The organism is Corallococcus silvisoli (genome assembly GCF_009909145.1).
Classification (GTDB): Bacteria; Myxococcota; Myxococcia; order Myxococcales; family Myxococcaceae; genus Corallococcus; species Corallococcus silvisoli.
In genome coordinates, this window is record NZ_JAAAPJ010000005.1 from 101,321 (window position 1) to 117,576 (window position 16,256).

Sequence of the window (16,256 nt, forward strand, 5' to 3'; positions counted from 1 at the left end):
AGGGCGCCGGCTCGCATCCGTCAGGGGGCTCCGGCCGGATCCACCGGCAGGCCCAGCCCGGGTGCATCGCGCAGGCGCAGGAGGCCCTTTCGGGGTTGATACGGATGGTCTCGGGGCTCGTCCGCGAAGAGGCGCCCCACGGCGAGCCCGGAGGCGAGCTCCCCGGACGGCAGCGCGGAGGCCAGATGCGCGGCGCCCGCGCGGGCCACCACTCCGTCGATGGAGCTGGTGACGTACGCGTGCATGCCCATCCGGGCCGCGCGCAGCGCCACCACCATGGACGGCAACAGGCCCCCCAACACCATGGGCTTGAGCACCACCGCCCCCACCACCGGCCCGCCCCCCAGGTCCATCGTGAGGAGCGCGCGCACCGCGGCGGGCGTGGCGAGCGTCTCATCCGCGGCGAGGAGACACGGGGCCCGGCGCTGCACGCGCCACAGGGCCTGCAGGTCCTCCGGGGGCGTGGGCTGCTCCACCAGCTCCAGGTCGTACCAGCCCAGGCGATCCAAGGCCCGGTTGGCCTCGGGCTCGGTCCAGCCACCGTTCGCATCCAGGCGAATGCGCACGCCGGGCCCCACCGCATCGCGCACGGCGCGCACCCGCGCTTCGTCCGCGTCCAGCGGGCGCCCCGCGACCTTCACCTTCAAAGTCTGGAAGCCCTCCGCCACCGCGGCGCGCGCCTCCTGGGCAAGGGCCTCGGGTTCCTCCGAGCCCAGCAGCGCGTTCACCAGGACCTCCGGCCGCGCCTCCTCCGCGAGGAGCCAGCACAGGGGCACGCCCTTGCGCTGGGCCAGCAGATCCAACAGCGCCAGCTCCAGTCCGTGCTGCGCGGCGGGGACGGCCTCCGCCGCGTCGAGCCCGCGGATCCGGGCACCGCGCTGGCGCAGCTCTTCACTGGCGGAAGGCACGAGCGTGGCCTCGATGCCTTCGATGCTGTCCTCCAGCGACTGGCCCTGGAGCCCGTCCAGCCACTCGCGCAGCACCCGGTGCGTGGTGGCAAGAGACTCCGTGCCGAACTCCGGCAGCGGCATGGCCTCGCCCTGGCCCACGTGGCCGTCCTCGTCCGTCAGCCGCACCAGGAAGCCGTCGCGCGCGGCGTAGGTGCCACGGGCCGTCTTCAGGGGCTGGGCCAGCGTGAGGTGCAGCGGGGTGAGCGTCGCGGCGGTGATGCGCATGACACCCCCTTCAGCGCAGGTACAACCCCAGCGCGAACAGCAGTCCGAAAACCATCTGCAACTTCGCCGTGCCTCCCAGCGCGGGGTTGAGCGCCGCCCCTTCCGCCTTCAGCATCAGCTTCAGCGGCGGCACCACCAGCGGCAGGCTCAGCAGCGGCAGGAACACCCAGGCGCTCGCGTACCCCTTGGCGAACAGCACGAAGAGCGTGGCGTAGGACGCGACCAGCAGCAGGACGTACTCCGCCCGGCCGAAGCCCGTGCCGAAGCGCACCACCACCGTGCGCTTGCCGGCCTTCACGTCCGTGCTCGCGTCACGCTGGTTGTTCACCACGATGAGACACGTGCCAATCGCGCCCACCGGCAGCGACACCCACCACGCCGCGGGGCCCACGAGCCCGGCCTGCACGTAGTACGTGCCCGTCACCGCGACGATGCCGAAGAAGATGAGCACGAACAGGTCGCCCAGCCCGTGGTAGCCCAGCGGATACGGCCCGCCCGTGTACGCGTAGCCGCACAGGAGCGACATCACGCCGATGGCCACGATGGGCCAGCCGCCCACCATGACCAGGTACACGCCCACCAGCGTCGCCAGCGCGAAGCACGTGAGGCCGCCCGTGAGCACCGTGCCGGGCGCGATGAGCCCGCTCTGCGTCACGCGCTTGGGCCCCAGGCGCTCCTCGGTGTCCGCGCCCTTCTTGAAGTCGTAGTAGTCGTTGATGAAGTTGGTGCCGATCTGGATCAGCACCGCCCCCAGGAGCGCCGCGAGCGCGGGGAGCAGCCGCCCCACTCCGTCGCCGTACGCGAGCGCGGTGGCCACCAGCACCGGCACGGCCCCCGCCGTCAACGTCTTCGGGCGCACGGCCATCAACCACGTCTTCAGCGTGGGAGGAGGAGTGGCATCGGAAGGACTGGAAGCCAGGGTGCTCACGAGTGGGTGGCCTCTCGCGCCAGGATGGCGGATTCGAACTGTGGCGCTTCGTACCAGGGCGTCTGGAGGAACGAGAGCACTTCCCGCACGTACTCCTCCGGCGCCTCCAGGTGCGGGGCGTGCGAACACCCCGAGAACGCATGGCGCCACACCACCGGCAGCTCCGCCGCCATGCGACGCGCCAGGTTCGTGAACTTCGCGTCCTGGTCTCCGGTGAGCAGCAGCGTGGGCAGCCGCTGCCGGTGCAGCGAGGGCCAGTAGTCCGGCTGGACGCCCAGGCCCAGGGACTCCAGCGCGCCAGCGAGCCCCTCCGCCGTGCACGCCTTGCGGCGCTCACGCAGCGCGGCCTGCTCCGAGGCCGGCAGCCGCCGCAGTCCGTCGAACAGCGGCAACGCCTCCCAGCGATCCACGAAGGCGTCCACGCCCCGGGCGCGGATGAACTCCACCAGCTTCGCGTCCGCCTCGCGCCGCTCGGAGCGCTCCTGGCGCCGGTGCAATCCGGGCGAACCGCTCTCCATGATGAGCCGGCCGAAGCACTCCGGCGCGCGCACCGCCGCCGCCAGCGCCAGCCGCGCGCCCTGCGAATAGCCCAGGAGATCCACCGTGCCTGAGCCCAGGTCACGCGCGACCTGGATGATCGCGTCCACCGTGTCCAGGAATCCGTCGCGCCCCGTCCGCTCGGGCAGCGGCGTGCGGCCGTGGCCGGGAAGATCCACGGCCACCACTCGCACGGAGCGGCCGAGCAACGGCCGCAGGTGGTCGAACGACGCGCTGCCGCCGGTGAAGCCGTGCAGCGCCAGGACCGTGCGGGGACCCTCTCCCCAGCTGTCCGATGCGAGCGTCACGCCCATGATCCGTCTCCCAGTGCGGCGGCCATCCGCGCGAAGAGGTGCCGGTGTGCATCCACGTTGGTGGCCCGGTCGACCTGGACCTCGACCAGGTGGAGGCCGCCCTCCAGCCCGGTGCGCACCGCCGCGCGCAGGGCCGCGGGCGTCGTGGGCCGCTCGAAGCGGGCACCCGCGAGCGCCGCCGCGTGCGACAGGTCCACGCCGTGCGGCGTGCCGAAGAGCGTCTCGAACTCGTCCGCCTTCGCCGACTGGGCCAGCGGCAGGAAGGAGAAGATGCCGCCGCCGTCGTTGTTCACCACCACGACCGTCAGGGGCACGCGCGCGCGCGCCGCCGTGACCAGCCCGCCCACGTCGTGCAGGAGCGCCAGGTCTCCGGACAGGAGCACCGCGGGCCTTCCCGCCGCCGCCGCCACGCCCGCCGCGCTGGACACGATGCCGTCGATGCCATTGGCGCCGCGGTTGGCCAGCACTCGCAGCGGCACGCCACCGCCGTGCGCGAAGGCGTCCACCGCGCGGATGGGCATGCTGCTGGAGACAAAGAAGAGCGCCCCCGCCGGCAGCGCCGCCACCACCTCGCGCGCCAGCCGGGGCTCGGTCAGCGCGTCGCCCTGCTCCGCGAGCGCGGTCTCCAGCGCGTTTCGGGCCACCCGCTCCGCGCCCATGAAGTCCTGCGCCCAGCGACCAGGGCCCCGCGCCAGCCGGTCCGTCAGCGCCCGGCACGCGAGCACCGCCGAGCCCTCCACCACCCGCGAGGCGCGGTGCGACGGGTCGTACAGCGCGCCCTCGTCGCTGAACACGACGATCTCCGCGCCAGAGGCGTCCATCCACTGCTGCGGCGTCTTGGGCGTCAGGCCCCCGCCGAAGCGCAGCACCAGCTCCGGCGTGTGGGTCCGCAGGAAGGGTTCGTGGCGCAGCAGCGCGTCGTAGAGCGACACCGTCAGCGGGCCGCCGCCGTAGCGCGCCTGGGACGTGGCCTCCGCGAACACGGGGTAGCCCGTCGCGAGACTCAGCGCGGTGATGGCCTCCGCGAAGCCGTCGTCCTCATCGCGGGGACCGCACACGATGACCCCGCGCTCGGTGCTGGCGATGCGCGCGCGCACGGCGTCCAGCGCCGACGCATCCGGGGCGCGCGACGGCGGCACGATGCGGGTCAGGGGCCCATCCGGCCGCCCTTCCCTCGCGAGCGCCGTGAGGTTCTCCGCGCCGAAGTCCTGCGCGATGGGCGCCAGGGGTTCACGGAACGGCACGTTGATCTGCACGGCGCCCCGGGGCGCGCGGCACGCGGTGCTGACCGCGCGCGCGGCCGTGGCACGCATGTGGGCGATGGCCGCGCTGTTCGACTCGGGCAGACCCACGTCCGCGAACAGCCGCGCGAAGTCCCCGAAGAAGCGCGCCTGGGGCACCGTCTGCGGCGCGCCCCAGCCTTGAAGCTCCAGCGGCCGGTCCGCCGTCAGCACCACCAGTGGCACCTGGGCCATGGCGGCCTCGATGACGGCCGGATAGATGTGCGCGCCCGCGGATCCGCTGGTGACCACCAGCACCACCGGCTGGCGCGAATGCTTCGCCATGCCCAGGGCGAAGAAGCCCGCGCTCCGCTCGTCGATGACGGACCAGGTGCGCAGGCCCGGCGTGTGCGCGCAGGCGAGCGCGAGCGCCGAGGAGCGGGAGCCGGGACACACCACCGCGTGCCGGACCCCGCCACGCACCAGCTCTTCCAGCAGGGCGCGCGCCCACAACACGTTGAGGTTAGCGTCGGACGACATCGCCGCCCCCCAGCGCGCGCAGCATGGCCAGACTCTTCATCTCCGTCTCCCGCCACTCGGACTCCGCGCTGGAGCCCGCCACGATGCCCGCGCCCACGAAGAGCCGGGCCCTCGCGCCACGCACCAGCGCCGAGCGCAACGCCACCACCAGGTGCGCACGGCCGGGGCCCACCCAGCCCACCGGCCCCGCGTACCAGCCCCGATCCAGGGCCTCATGTTCCACCAGGAACGACAGCGCGCGCTCGCGCGGCGTGCCCCCCACCGCCGGCGTGGGGTGCAGCGCGGTGACGACCTTCGCGGTGTCCACGCCCTCCGCCAGCTGCGCGCGAATGCCCGTGCGCAGGTGCACCACGTTCTTCAGCGCGAGCACCGACGGCTGCGCGTCCGCGGAGACGCTCGCCGCCACCGGCGCCAGCGCGTGGAGGATGTAGTGCACCACCGCCTCATGCTCGCGCCGGTCCTTGTCGCTGGCGTCCAGCGCCTCCGCGCCACCCGGCGCGGCGGACCCCGCGAGCGCCTCCGTCTCCAGCACCCGCCCGTCCACCCGGCACAGCGTCTCCGGCGTCGCGCCCAGGAACGCCGTCCCATCCGGGGCGCCGAAGAAGAACGTCGCGCACCGCGGGTTCTGTTCACGCAGGCGCGCCAGCACGTCCACCACGTTGAAGGGCTCCGGCCCCTCCGCTTCCATCGCCCGCGCCAACACCACCTTGTGCAGCTGGCCCGCGCCAATGGCCGCCACCGCCCGGTCCACCAGCGCCTCGAAGTCCTGCCGCGAGGACGCCGTGCTCAGCGCCACCGGACCGCCCGCCGCGTGACGGTACGCTTGCGGAAAGGACGCCCGGACGCGCTCCAGCCGCGAGCGCACCACGTCCTCCGCGCCCGGCCCCTCCTTCGCGAAGACCGCCACCGCGAGCGCGGAGCCGTCGCGCCACACCAGCACCTCCGGCAGCGTCCAGCGCGCGAGGCCGTGTGAACGCCACGCCTCCTCCACGGGCGCCGTCGGGCTGAAGCGCATGCCCCCGAACCAGGGGCCCGGCAACCGGGGCTCCGCGCCGTCCAACCAGCGCACGACCTCGTGTCCCAGCGCGCCCAACACCGTGGGCAGCTCCGAAGCGACGTGCGCCTCCAGGACTCCCGCCTCCCCCCACCCCGCGACCGCCTCGCGCGCCACCGGCCGCTCCCAGTACACGGAGGGAACGCCCAGGCTGCCCGCGCCCGCCAGCGGATCCACGCCGGCCAGGGGCATCATCCCGGCGACCCAACGCAGGCCCTCAGCGGGACTGAGCGGCGTCATCAGCCATTCTCCTGAACCTCGGGGGACGCGAGTGACATCAGCTTCGATTGTCTTCTAAGCGATCTCGGCTATACATGCACCAAGGAGTTCAAAACCGCTTGAACTCCATGGAATCCGAACTCCAGTAACTCCAGCGAAGAGGGAGCCGCCGTGGGAGGCCAGCAACCAGACGACCCAGCCGGCCGGCGAGACCCGGGTGCACACCGCGTGCTGCGCGCGGCGCGTCCCGGCGGCACACGGGTGAAGGTGGGGGGCGTGGAGGTGGGAGGGCCCGGCTTCGTGGTGATGGCGGGGCCGTGCGCGGTGGAGGGCGCGGAGCAGTTGGATTTGGCGGCGCGCGCGGTGGCGCAAGCGGGCGCCCACCTGCTGCGCGGGGGCGTGTTCAAGCCCCGCACCAGCCCCTACGCGTTCCAGGGCATGGGTGAGCCGGGGTTGAAGCTGTTGGTGGACGCGGGCCGGCGTCACGGCCTGCCCATCATCAGTGAGGTGATGGAGGCGGAGCAACTGCCCCTGATGGCCGAGCACGTGGACATCCTCCAGGTGGGCGCGCGCAACATGCAGAACTTCGGGCTGCTGCGCGCGCTGGGCCGCGTGCGCAAGCCGGTGCTGCTCAAGCGCGGGCTGTCCGCCACGGTGCAGGAGTGGCTCAACGCCGCCGAGTACATCCTGGCGGGGGGCAACGAGCAGGTGCTGCTGTGCGAGCGCGGCATCCGCACCTTCGAGACGGCGATGCGCAACACGCTGGACCTGGCCGCGGTGGCGTGGGCGAAGGAGCGCACGCACCTGCCGGTCATCGTGGATCCGTCGCATGCGACGGGCATCCCGTCGCTTATCGCTCCCATGTCGCTGGCGGCGGCCGCCGCGGGGGCGGATGGACTGTTGATTGAAGTCCATCCCCGGCCGGAGCAGGCGCTGTGCGATGGTCAGCAGGCGATGTCGCCTGGGGACTTCGCTACGTTGATGCAGCGGTTGCCGGGCGTGCTCGCCGCGGTGGACCGTCACCTCTACACGCCGGCGGGTCCGGCACAGATCGCGGGGGCGCGATGAGCACCGAAGTCCGTCAGATGTTCTCCTCCATCGCCACGCGCTACGACGTGACGAACGAAGTCCTCTCCTTCGGCGTGCACCGGCTGTGGCGGCGCACCGCGGTGAAGCTCAGCGGCGCGAAGGAGGGCAGCGAGGTGCTCGACTGCGCGACCGGGACGGGCGACCTGGCGCTGTCGTTCAAGCGCAAGGTGGGCTCCACGGGCCGCGTGGTGGGCACGGACTTCTGCCCGGAGATGCTCCAGAGCGCGCCGGCCAAGGCGGCCAAGGCGGGCCTGGCGGTGGAGTTCCAGGTGCAGGACGCCATGGCGCTCACGCTCCCGGACAACAGCTTCGACGTGGCCTCCATCTCCTTCGGCATCCGCAACGTGGATGATCCGGTGAAGTGCCTCCAGGAGATGGCGCGCGTGGTGCGCCCCGGGGGCCGCGTGGTGGTGCTGGAGTTCGGCCAGCCCACGGGGCCGTACGGTGCGCTCTTCCGGTTCTACAGCAAGACCGTGATGCCGGCGATCGGCGGCCTGCTGACGGGCAACCGGGCCGCGTACCAGTACCTGCCTCGCACCGCCGCGGCCTTCCCCGCGGGCGAGCGCTTCCTCTCCCTGATGGACCAGGCCGGCGCCTACTCCGAGCGCGCCGCCCACCCCCTGCTGTTTGGAACCGCCTACGTCTATGTCGGCACCGTCCGTTGAGGCCCGACGCCTCCTTGTCTCCCAAGTCGTCGCGTCGGTAGACCCCAGACTCCAGCAGGCGCTCCAGGGGGCCCTTTCGTCCCCGGGGCCCTGCCCCCGGCCGGCAGGCGCGCAGACCGTGGTGCTCGCCGGGCACCGCGCCGCCGGCAAGACGCGCCTGCTGCCGCTCGTCTCGCGCCTGCTCGAGCGCCCCGGGCTGGACCTGGACGCGGAGCTGGAGCGCCGGCACGGGCGCCCGCTCCGCACCTGGGTCGCGGACTCCCCCTCCACCTTCCGCGCCGCCGAGCGCGAGACGCTGGGCCTGCTGCCGCCCGGAAGCGTGGTGTCGGTGGGCGGCGGCTTCCTGTCGCACCACCCGGAGGCGCTCGCGGGGCACTTCACGCTCGTCGTCCCCGTCACCTTCGACACCTATCGCGAGCGCCTGCTGGCGGACGTCACGCGCCCCCGGCTGCGCGCGGAGGTGTCGCTGGAGGAGGAGCTTCACCTGCTCTTCCATGAGCGCGAAGCCCTCCATGCCCGCGTCCCCACCATCTCCCTGGCGGACTTCCTCCGGGGCTGCCTTGCCCAGGAGACCTCCTGATGGCCACCCGGCGCATCATCACCCTGCCCCCCACCCTCACCGGCGCGGAGGCCGTGGCCTTCGCCCGCGACGGGCTGCGCCGGGGCGCGGACGTCATCGAGGCGCGGACCGACCTGCACGCGCCCGGCGACATCGACGCGGAGGCGCTCGCCCGCGTGATGCCCCTGCTGGTCTCCGAGCGTGGCAAGCCCCTGCCCGCCGCATGGATCCAGGCCGCGTGGCGCGTGGACCGCGACGTGGAGCGCGCGCAGGACATGGACGCGCCGCCGGGCAGGCTGCTCGCGTCGCACCACGCGGAGGGGCCGCTCCCGACGGAGGAGGCGCTGCGGCGCTGGTCCCGCCCGATTCCGGCGGACGCGTTGGTGAAGCACGTGGAGCCCATGGACGGGCCGGCGCACCTGGACGTGCTGCTGGAGACGCAGCGCCAGCTGGCACGGCGCTTCGGCGCGGAGCGCGTCACCGTGCTGGGCATGGGGCCCACGGCCATCCCGGCGCGCGCGGTGCTGTCCCGCCACAACGGCCTGGAGTACGTGGCCATGGGCGGCCCGTGGACGGCGGCGCCGGGCCAGCGTCTGCTGGACGACGTGGTGCGTGAGCACCGCAAGGCGAAGGACGCCCAGGCCCCCCGCCTGGGCATCCTGGGCACGTCCATCGCCCACTCGCGCTCGCCGCGGATCCACCGTCAGCCGTTCGACCGCATCGACCTCGCGGAGGACGCGCCGGTGGAGGCGGTGGTGGACGCGCTGCTGCCCCACTACGCGGGCTTCGCCGTCACCAGCCCGTTCAAGATGCGGCTCGCGCGGCACACCGGCGCGGCGCTGGAGGCCATCAACACCCTGGTGCGCCGGGGCTCGCGGTGGGAGGCCTTCAATACCGACACCGAGGGGGCCCGCGCGGTGCTCCAGCGCCTGGGCTCCCGGGACGTGTCGGTGCTGGGGGATGGCGGCTCCACGCAGGCGCTGCGGCTGGTGGCCGCCGAGGAGGGGCTCGCCCTGCGCGTCGTGCGCCGGGCCGAGGTCCAGGCCCCCCTCACCGGGGACCAGGTGTGGACATGGCCGGACCGGGTGGCACCCCCTGAAAACCTGCGATTCCAGGGGGCACGCGTGGCGGTGATCGCATACGGTGCGCCCGGCCGGCGCGTCGCCGCGGAGATCGTTCGCCGCGGGGGCACCCCTCTCCTGCTCGGTGCGGCGTGGTTCGTCGCCCAGGCCCGGCGGCAGCGACAACTCTGGGAAACGGCGACATGAATACTTTTGGCACCCTCTTCCGGCTGACGACCTTTGGCGAGAGCCACGGCCCCGCGCTGGGGTCCGTCATCGACGGCTGCCCCGCGGGCGTTCCGCTCACGCGGGACATGCTCCAGGCGGCGCTGGACCGCCGGCGGCCCGGACAGTCCGCCCTGGTGACGGCGCGCAACGAGCCGGACACCGTCGAGATCCTCTCCGGCGTCTTCCAGGACAAGACGCTGGGCACGCCCATCGCGGCCATCGTGCGCAACACGAACCAGCGCTCACAGGACTACAACCAGTTGCAGACGGTGGACCGGCCCGGCCACGCCGACGCCGTGTGGCGCGAGCGCTACAAGCACCGCGACCACCGGGGTGGCGGGCGCACCAGCGGACGCGAGACGCTCTGCCGCGTCATCGGCGGCACCATCGCGGAGGCGTACCTGGCGCGCGACCTGCCCACGCTGAGCACCGTCGCCTACGTGTCCCAGGTCGGAGAGCTGGTGGCCTCCGTGCCGCCGCCGGGCCTCACCCGCGCGCTCGTGGACGCGCACGCCACGCGCTGCCCGGACCCCGCGGTGCGCGATGAGATGTCCCGGCGGATCCTCGCCGCGAAGGAGGCGGGCGACAGCCTGGGCGGCGCCATCGACGTGCGCGTGGAGGGCCTGCCCGTGGGCCTGGGCGAGCCCATCTTCGGCAAGCTCAAGGCGCTCATCGCGCAGGCGCTGGGCAGCATCGGCGCCGTCACCGGTGTCGTCTGGGGCCCGCCGGATCTGCTCCAGCGCATCGGCCAGCCCGGCAGCGCGTTCCACGCCGTGAAGGACGCGTACGGCGGCATCCAGGGCGGGCTCGCCAACGGGGAGCCCATGCAGGTGCGCGCCTTCTTCAAGCCCCCCGCGACGCTCGCGGATCACGCCAAGGGTGGCCGTCACGACCCGTGCATCATGCCCCGCGCCGTGCCGGTGCTGGAGGCCATGGTGTCGCTCGTCATCGCCGACCTCGTCCAGCAACTCAACGCCCGCCCCCACTCCGCATGAGCCCGCTTCCTCCTGGTTCCTACCGCCCCCCGGCCGACCGCTGGGGCTCCTTCACCAAGCTCGCCTCCCGCCTGCCCGAGGGCAGCGTGGCCGTGGTGGACCGCACCGTCGCGCGCTTCCACCCGGGGCTCCTCCCCGCGCTGGAGGCTCGCAAGCCGCGCGCCATCATCCAGCTGGTCGGCGGCGAGCGCGCCAAGAGCCTGGCGTCCCTCCAGAAGGTGCTCGCGGGCGGCATCACCCTGCCCCGCTCCGGCACGCTCGTCGCGGTGGGCGGTGGCACCGTGGGCGACGTCGCCACGGTGGCCGCGCACCTGCTCAAGCGCGGCGTGCGGCTGGTGCAGGTGCCCACCACGCTGCTGGCTGCTGTGGACAGCAGCCTGGGCGGCAAGGGCGCGGTGGACCTCACCGTGCGCGGCCGCGTGGTGAAGAACCCCGCCGGCGTCTTCCACTACGCGGACGAGACCTGGCTGTGCCCGGAGCTGTACGCCACGCTGTCCGACGCCCAGGTGCGCGAAGGCTCCATCGAGGCGTGGAAGATGGTCGCGTCCCTGGATGCCTCCCTCTTCAAGCGCTACGTGCGCACGGCGCCGTCGCTGGAGAAGCTGGTGAAGGACGCGCGGGGCCTGAAGGAGGGCGTCTGCGCGAAGGACCCCTACGAGCAGCAGGGCCTGCGCCGCGTGCTCAACTTCGGCCACACCTTCGGCCACGTGCTGGAGAGCCTGTCGCGCTTCAAGCTGTCGCACGGCGACGCCGTGGGCCTGGGCATCCTCTGGGCCCTGGACGTGGGCCGCCACCTGGGGGTGACCCCGGAGCCCGTGGCGCATGAAGTGGAGCGCGCGCTGGCGCGAGGCCCGGGCGTGCTCGGCCGCGACCGCGCCGCGGAGCTGTCCCGCCGCGCCTCCCTGAAGGACGTGGCCGCGCTCCTGGACGCCGACAAGAAGGCCGGCGCGAACGGCGAGCTGCGCATGGTGCTGCTCTCCGCCGTGGGCACCGCTGAAGTCGTGGATGTGATGCCGAAGACGTGGCGGGCCCTGTGGCCCGCCTGGACCCGGGGAGCCCGCCCTTGAGCCATGCCTCGCCGAACCGCCTCACCGTCGACCCGAGCGCCCTGAGCGCCTCACCGCTCACCCCGCCCGTGTCGAAGTCGGACGCCCAGCGAGCCCTGGTGTTGGGACACCTCACGGGCGCCTGGCCGCTGCCGTCGGTGCAGGCGGAGTCGGACGAGGACCTCCCCGCGGACGTGCGCGTGCTGCGCCGGGGCGTGGAGGCCTTGCGCCTCCCCCCGGGCCCCGTGCGCGACGTGGACTGCGCGGACGGGGGCGCCCCCTTCCGCATCCTGGTGACCCAGGCCGCGGTGACGCCCGGGGCGCGCGTGCGCTTCACCGGCACGCCCCGCCTGGGTGAGCGGCCCCACGGCCCGCTCTTCGCGTCGCTGAAGCAGGCCCTGGGCTCCTCCGGCCTGACCCTCGCCGAAGGCACCCCGTGGCCCGTGGAGCTGCACGCGCCCCGGGACACGTCACAGGCGGCGCCGGTGTTCCGGGTGCCGGGCGCGCAGAGCAGCCAGTACGCCTCCAGCCTGCTGCTGGGCTGCGCGGAGCGCTCCCTCCGCGAGAAGCGCGCGTGGAGCGTGGAGATCGAAGGCACGCTCACCAGCGCCGGCTACATGGACCTCACGGTGGCGTGGCTGCGGCGCTTCGGCTTCACCGTGGAGCAGTCCGAGGGCCGCTACGCCGTCACGGCCTATCAGCCGCCCGAATCCGTCCCATCACTGCCGGGCGATTGGTCGTCCCTGGGGTACCTGGTGCTGATCGCCTGGCGCACGGGTGGCACGGTGGAGCGAGCGGAGCCCCAGAGCGCGCACCCGGACCAGGCGATCCTCCGGCTGGCCGCCGAAGTGGGCCTGAAGCGGGTCCCCGCGGGGGCGCCGAACACCTGGCGCTTCGAGGGCGACGCGACGGGCGAGCTGCGCGCGTCCGGCAAGGAGTGCCCCGACCTGCTGCCCACGCTGGCGGCGCTCGCGTGCGTGCTGCCCCGGCCCACCACGCTGAGCGACGTGGGCATCCTGCGGGTCAAGGAGAGCGACCGGCTGGAGGGCATCCGCGCGCTGGTGACGGCCTACGGCGGCACGGCGGAGCTGTCCTCGGGGCCGGAGGGCGAGACCCTGCGCATCATCCCCCCGGCGTCGAAGCCCGCGCGCTTCGCGATGGACAGCCGGGGTGACCACCGGCTGGCGATGTCAGCGGCCACCCTATGTGTGCTGTCCGGGGTGCCTCTGGATCTGACGGGGCCGGAGTGCGTGGAGAAGAGCTTCCCCGGTTTCTGGCGGCAGCTGGCGCGCTCCGGAATTCGTTATTCCTGAGCGCGGTGAACGCAACCGAAACTTTACCTCTCGGACTTATCGTTCTTTTTTGTTGAAAGCGTCCGCCGCCCTGTGAAATCTCCGCCCATGCCCAAGGACACGCTGACAGTCACCGACAATCGGACCGGGAAGACGTACGAGATCCCGATCGAGAATGGCTGTATCCGGACCCCCGACCTGCGCCAGATCAAGACCGGCAGCGATGACTTCGGTCTGATGGGTTACGACCCGGCGTTCCTGAACACGGCGAACTGCAAGAGCGCCATCACGTTCATCGACGGCGACAAGGGCATCCTGGAGTACCGCGGCTACCCCATCGAGCAGCTCGCGGAGAAGTCCACCTTCCTGGAGGTGGCCTACCTGCTCCTGAAGGGTGAGCTGCCCACGCAGGCGGAGCTCGACAAGTTCACGTACAACGTGACGCACCACACGCTGGTGCATGAGAACATCAAGTCCTTCATGGACGGGTTCCGCTACGACGCGCACCCCATGTCCATGCTGGGCTCCACGGTCGCCGCGCTCTCCGGCTTCTACCCGGACGCGAAGAACATCCGCGACGAGCGCAGCCGTGAGATCCAGATCACCCGGCTCATCGCCAAGATGCCCACCATCGCCGCGTTCTCCTACCGGCACACGATGGGCCTGCCGTACGTCTACCCGGACAACGACCTGTCCTACGTCGCCAACTTCCTGGCGATGATCAAGCGCATCGGCACCGCGACCTACAAGGTGCACCCCACGCTGGAGAAGGCGCTGGACGTGCTCTTCATCCTGCACGCGGATCACGAGCAGAACTGCTCGACCACGTCCGTGCGCACGGTGGGCTCGTCGCAGGTGGATCCGTACTCCGCGGTGGCCGCGGGCGTGGGCGCGCTCTACGGCCCGCTGCACGGCGGCGCCAACGAGGCCGTGCTGCGCATGCTCCGTGAGATCGGCAGCAAGTCGAACATCCCGGAGTTCATCAAGCAGGTGAAGGGCGGCGAGGGCGAGAAGAAGCTGATGGGCTTCGGCCACCGCGTCTACAAGTCCTACGACCCGCGCGCCAAGGTCATCAAGCGCGTGGCGGACGAGGTCTTCGAGGTGACGGGCAAGAACCCGCTGCTGGAGATCGCGCTCGAACTGGAGCGCATCGCCCTCGAGGACGAGTACTTCGTGAAGCGGAAGCTGTACCCCAACGTCGACTTCTACTCGGGCCTCATCTACGAGGCGATGGGCTTCCAGGCGGAGATGTTCCCCGTGCTGTTCGCCATCCCCCGCACGGTGGGCTGGTGCGCGCAGTGGGAGGAGATGGTGAAGGACAACGAGCAGAAGATCGCCCGTCCCCGCCAGGTCTACACGGGCTCCGGCCGCCGCGATTACATCGCGCGCGACAAGCGCACGGGCCAGAAGTAGCCCGCGCCTGAACACGCGCTGAAGCACGGGAGGGGCGACGGACTCACGACGAGTCCCTCGCCCCTTTCGCATGTCCAGGCAGGCACCGCGCTAGTCGTGGGCGACGGCGCCCCCGGGCTCGGCGTAGAGCGCGTCGATGGCGGCCGCGTACTTCTGCTCCACCACCTTGCGCCGCACCTTCATGCTGGGCGTGAGCTCCCCGCCTTCGATGGTGAACTCCCCAGGCAGCACGCGGAAGCGCTTGATGCCCTCGAAGCGCGACAGCTTCGGGTTCACCTCCCGCTCGATGGCCTCCTGCAGGTGCTGGTGGAGCCGCGGATCCATGGCCAGCGCGGCCGCGTCCTCCGGCAAGCCCCGCTCGCGCGCGAACCGGCGCACCCGGTCCGGCTCCAGCGTCACCAGCGCCACCAGGTAGTTGCGCCGGTCGCCCACCACCAGGGCGTGGCCCACGGGGGACACGCCCTTGAGCAGCTCCTCGATGTTCGCGGGCGACGTCTTCTTGCCGCCGGAGGTGACGATGATCTCCTTCTTGCGCCCGGTGATGCGCAGGAAGCCCTCCGCGTCCAGCTCCCCCACGTCCCCCGAGTGCAGCCACCCGTCCTCCAGCAGCTCCTGCGTGGCCTCCGGGTTGCGGTGGTAGCCCAGGCACACGTTGCCGCCCTTCACGAGGATCTCCCCGTCCTCCGCGATGCGCACCTCCACGCCCAGCATGGGGCGGCCCACCGTGCCGTGGCGGGCACACTCAGGGGTGCTCACCGTGGCGGGGCCCGACAGCTCCGTCATGCCCCACGCCTCCAGGAGGACGACGTCGATGGAGGCGAAGAAGTCCAGCACCTCCCGCCCGATGGGCGCCGCGGACGTGGAGTAGAGCCGCGCCTTGTCCAGGCCGATGCGGGCCTTCAGCGGCGCGAAGACGAGCCGCTGGGCCAGGGCGTACTTGGCCTCCAGGAAGGACGGCACGCGCTCCTGGCTCAAGGCGCGCGTGTTGCGCTCCAACGCCGTCGCCCGGGCCCACTCCACCAGCCGGCGCTTCAGCGGCGGCTGCGCGGCCAGGCCCTCCTCCGCCTTCGACTTGAACTTCTCCCAGACGCGCGGCACCGCGAAGAAGATGGTGGGGCGCACCTGCTGGAGGTTCTTGCCCAGCGCGTCCATCGAGTCCGCGAAGTACACCTGCATCCCCTCCATCAGGGGGCTGTGCAGGGAGACAATCTGCTCGGCGATATGCGACAGCGGCAGGTAGGACACGAGCCGCTCGTCCTCCAGGTCCCGGTACCCCAGCGTGTCGATGAGCTGCTTCGCCGTCCACGCGAGGTTGTGGTGGCTGAGCGCCACCCCCTTGGGCTGACCGGTGGTGCCGGACGTGTAGATGAGCGTGGCCAGCCCGTCCGGGTGGAGCGCGTGGACGCTGTCCCAGTAGGGGGCCTCGTCCGCCTTCGCGCCGTCCGCCAGCACGTCCGCGTAGCGCAGGACGCCTTCGGGCAGGGGGGTGGGCGCGTCCACGACGATGAGGTATTTCAGCGCGGGCAGCCGCTTCTGGAGCTCCAGCCCGGTGGCCAGGTGCTTCGCGTTCTCCACCAGGAGGAAGCGCGCCTCGCAGTGCCCCAGGATGTAGACGAGCTGCTCCAGGCTGCTGGTGGTGTAGAGCCCCACCGGCACGCCTCCCAGGGCCATGGCCCCCAGGTCGGCCACGTGCCATGCCTCGCGGTTGAAGCTGAGGATGCCCAGCGGGTCCCCCTCCCGGAACCCCCGCGCGTGCAGCCCCAGGGCGAAGCGCTTGACGCGCTGGGCATAGTCGAACCACGAGGTGGGCACATAGGCGCCGCCGTGGTGGGACCAGAGCGCCGGGCGGTGTTCCATCCGCGCGGCCTGGTCATGGAGCGCATGCAACATCGTCTTGGGCAGGTCCATCCGGGGGAACGTA

Annotated in this window: 14 protein-coding genes; 8 read left to right on the forward strand and 6 right to left on the reverse strand. The window is 72.3% G+C overall.

What is annotated here, in order from left to right:
• Nucleotides 1-20: 20 nt before the first annotated feature.
• The 5 genes from menC to GTY96_RS09405 are packed head-to-tail and all read right to left on the reverse strand — an operon-like array spanning nt 21 to nt 6,008.
• A complete protein-coding gene (gene menC / locus GTY96_RS09385; RefSeq protein WP_161664512.1) occupies nt 21-1,175 on the reverse strand; it encodes an o-succinylbenzoate synthase in 1,155 nt (384 codons plus the stop codon).
• A 10-nt stretch (nt 1,176-1,185) separates the two neighbouring features.
• Nucleotides 1,186-2,103, reverse strand: a complete 918-nt coding sequence (locus tag GTY96_RS09390; RefSeq protein WP_161664513.1) for a 1,4-dihydroxy-2-naphthoate polyprenyltransferase — start codon at nt 2,101-2,103, stop codon at nt 1,186-1,188.
• Complete coding sequence (menH, locus tag GTY96_RS09395) at nt 2,100-2,954, reverse strand: 2-succinyl-6-hydroxy-2,4-cyclohexadiene-1-carboxylate synthase (RefSeq protein ID WP_161664514.1); 855 nt, start codon at nt 2,952-2,954, stop codon at nt 2,100-2,102. Before menH ends, GTY96_RS09390 begins: the two co-directional genes overlap by 4 nt.
• The gene (gene menD / locus GTY96_RS09400; RefSeq protein WP_143900698.1) at nt 2,945-4,714 is read right to left on the reverse strand and encodes a 2-succinyl-5-enolpyruvyl-6-hydroxy-3-cyclohexene-1-carboxylic-acid synthase; all 1,770 of its coding nucleotides are present in this window, start codon (nt 4,712-4,714) and stop codon (nt 2,945-2,947) included. The genes menH and menD overlap by 10 nt, the downstream gene beginning before the upstream one ends.
• Nucleotides 4,698-6,008, reverse strand: coding sequence for an isochorismate synthase (locus GTY96_RS09405; protein ID WP_143900700.1), 1,311 nt, complete (start codon nt 6,006-6,008; stop codon nt 4,698-4,700). The genes menD and GTY96_RS09405 overlap by 17 nt, the downstream gene beginning before the upstream one ends.
• Before the next feature lie 150 nt (nt 6,009-6,158).
• On the opposite strand from GTY96_RS09405, the gene aroF reads away from it, so the two are divergent.
• From aroF to GTY96_RS09445, 8 genes are all read left to right on the forward strand, one after another.
• Nucleotides 6,159-7,055, forward strand: coding sequence for a 3-deoxy-7-phosphoheptulonate synthase (gene aroF / locus GTY96_RS09410; RefSeq protein WP_328700816.1), 897 nt, complete (start codon nt 6,159-6,161; stop codon nt 7,053-7,055).
• Nucleotides 7,052-7,741 (forward strand): bifunctional demethylmenaquinone methyltransferase/2-methoxy-6-polyprenyl-1,4-benzoquinol methylase UbiE, encoded by a 690-nt coding sequence (gene ubiE / locus GTY96_RS09415; RefSeq protein WP_143900702.1) that lies wholly within the window; start codon nt 7,052-7,054, stop codon nt 7,739-7,741. Before aroF ends, ubiE begins: the two co-directional genes overlap by 4 nt.
• A 118-nt stretch (nt 7,742-7,859) precedes the next feature.
• Nucleotides 7,860-8,321, forward strand: coding sequence for a shikimate kinase (locus tag GTY96_RS09420; protein WP_186001864.1), 462 nt, complete (start codon nt 7,860-7,862; stop codon nt 8,319-8,321).
• Nucleotides 8,321-9,568: a shikimate dehydrogenase gene (locus tag GTY96_RS09425; protein WP_407926972.1), complete on the forward strand. Its 1,248-nt coding sequence runs from the start codon at nt 8,321-8,323 to the stop codon at nt 9,566-9,568. Before GTY96_RS09420 ends, GTY96_RS09425 begins: the two co-directional genes overlap by 1 nt.
• Complete coding sequence (gene aroC, locus GTY96_RS09430) at nt 9,565-10,584, forward strand: chorismate synthase (RefSeq protein WP_161664515.1); 1,020 nt, start codon at nt 9,565-9,567, stop codon at nt 10,582-10,584. Before GTY96_RS09425 ends, aroC begins: the two co-directional genes overlap by 4 nt.
• Nucleotides 10,581-11,651, forward strand: a complete 1,071-nt coding sequence (locus GTY96_RS09435) for a 3-dehydroquinate synthase (RefSeq protein ID WP_161664516.1) — start codon at nt 10,581-10,583, stop codon at nt 11,649-11,651. The genes aroC and GTY96_RS09435 overlap by 4 nt, the downstream gene beginning before the upstream one ends.
• On the forward strand, nt 11,648-12,943 hold the full coding sequence (locus GTY96_RS09440) for a 3-phosphoshikimate 1-carboxyvinyltransferase (protein WP_143900711.1): 1,296 nt from the start codon (nt 11,648-11,650) through the stop codon (nt 12,941-12,943). The genes GTY96_RS09435 and GTY96_RS09440 overlap by 4 nt, the downstream gene beginning before the upstream one ends.
• A gap of 87 nt (nt 12,944-13,030) precedes the next feature.
• On the forward strand, nt 13,031-14,335 hold the full coding sequence (locus GTY96_RS09445; protein WP_143900713.1) for a citrate synthase: 1,305 nt from the start codon (nt 13,031-13,033) through the stop codon (nt 14,333-14,335).
• Between the two features lie 90 nt (nt 14,336-14,425).
• On the opposite strand, the gene GTY96_RS09450 is transcribed toward GTY96_RS09445, so the two are convergent.
• Nucleotides 14,426-16,243, reverse strand: a complete 1,818-nt coding sequence (locus GTY96_RS09450) for an AMP-dependent synthetase/ligase (protein ID WP_201755962.1) — start codon at nt 16,241-16,243, stop codon at nt 14,426-14,428.
• Between the last annotated feature and the right edge of the window lie 13 nt (nt 16,244-16,256).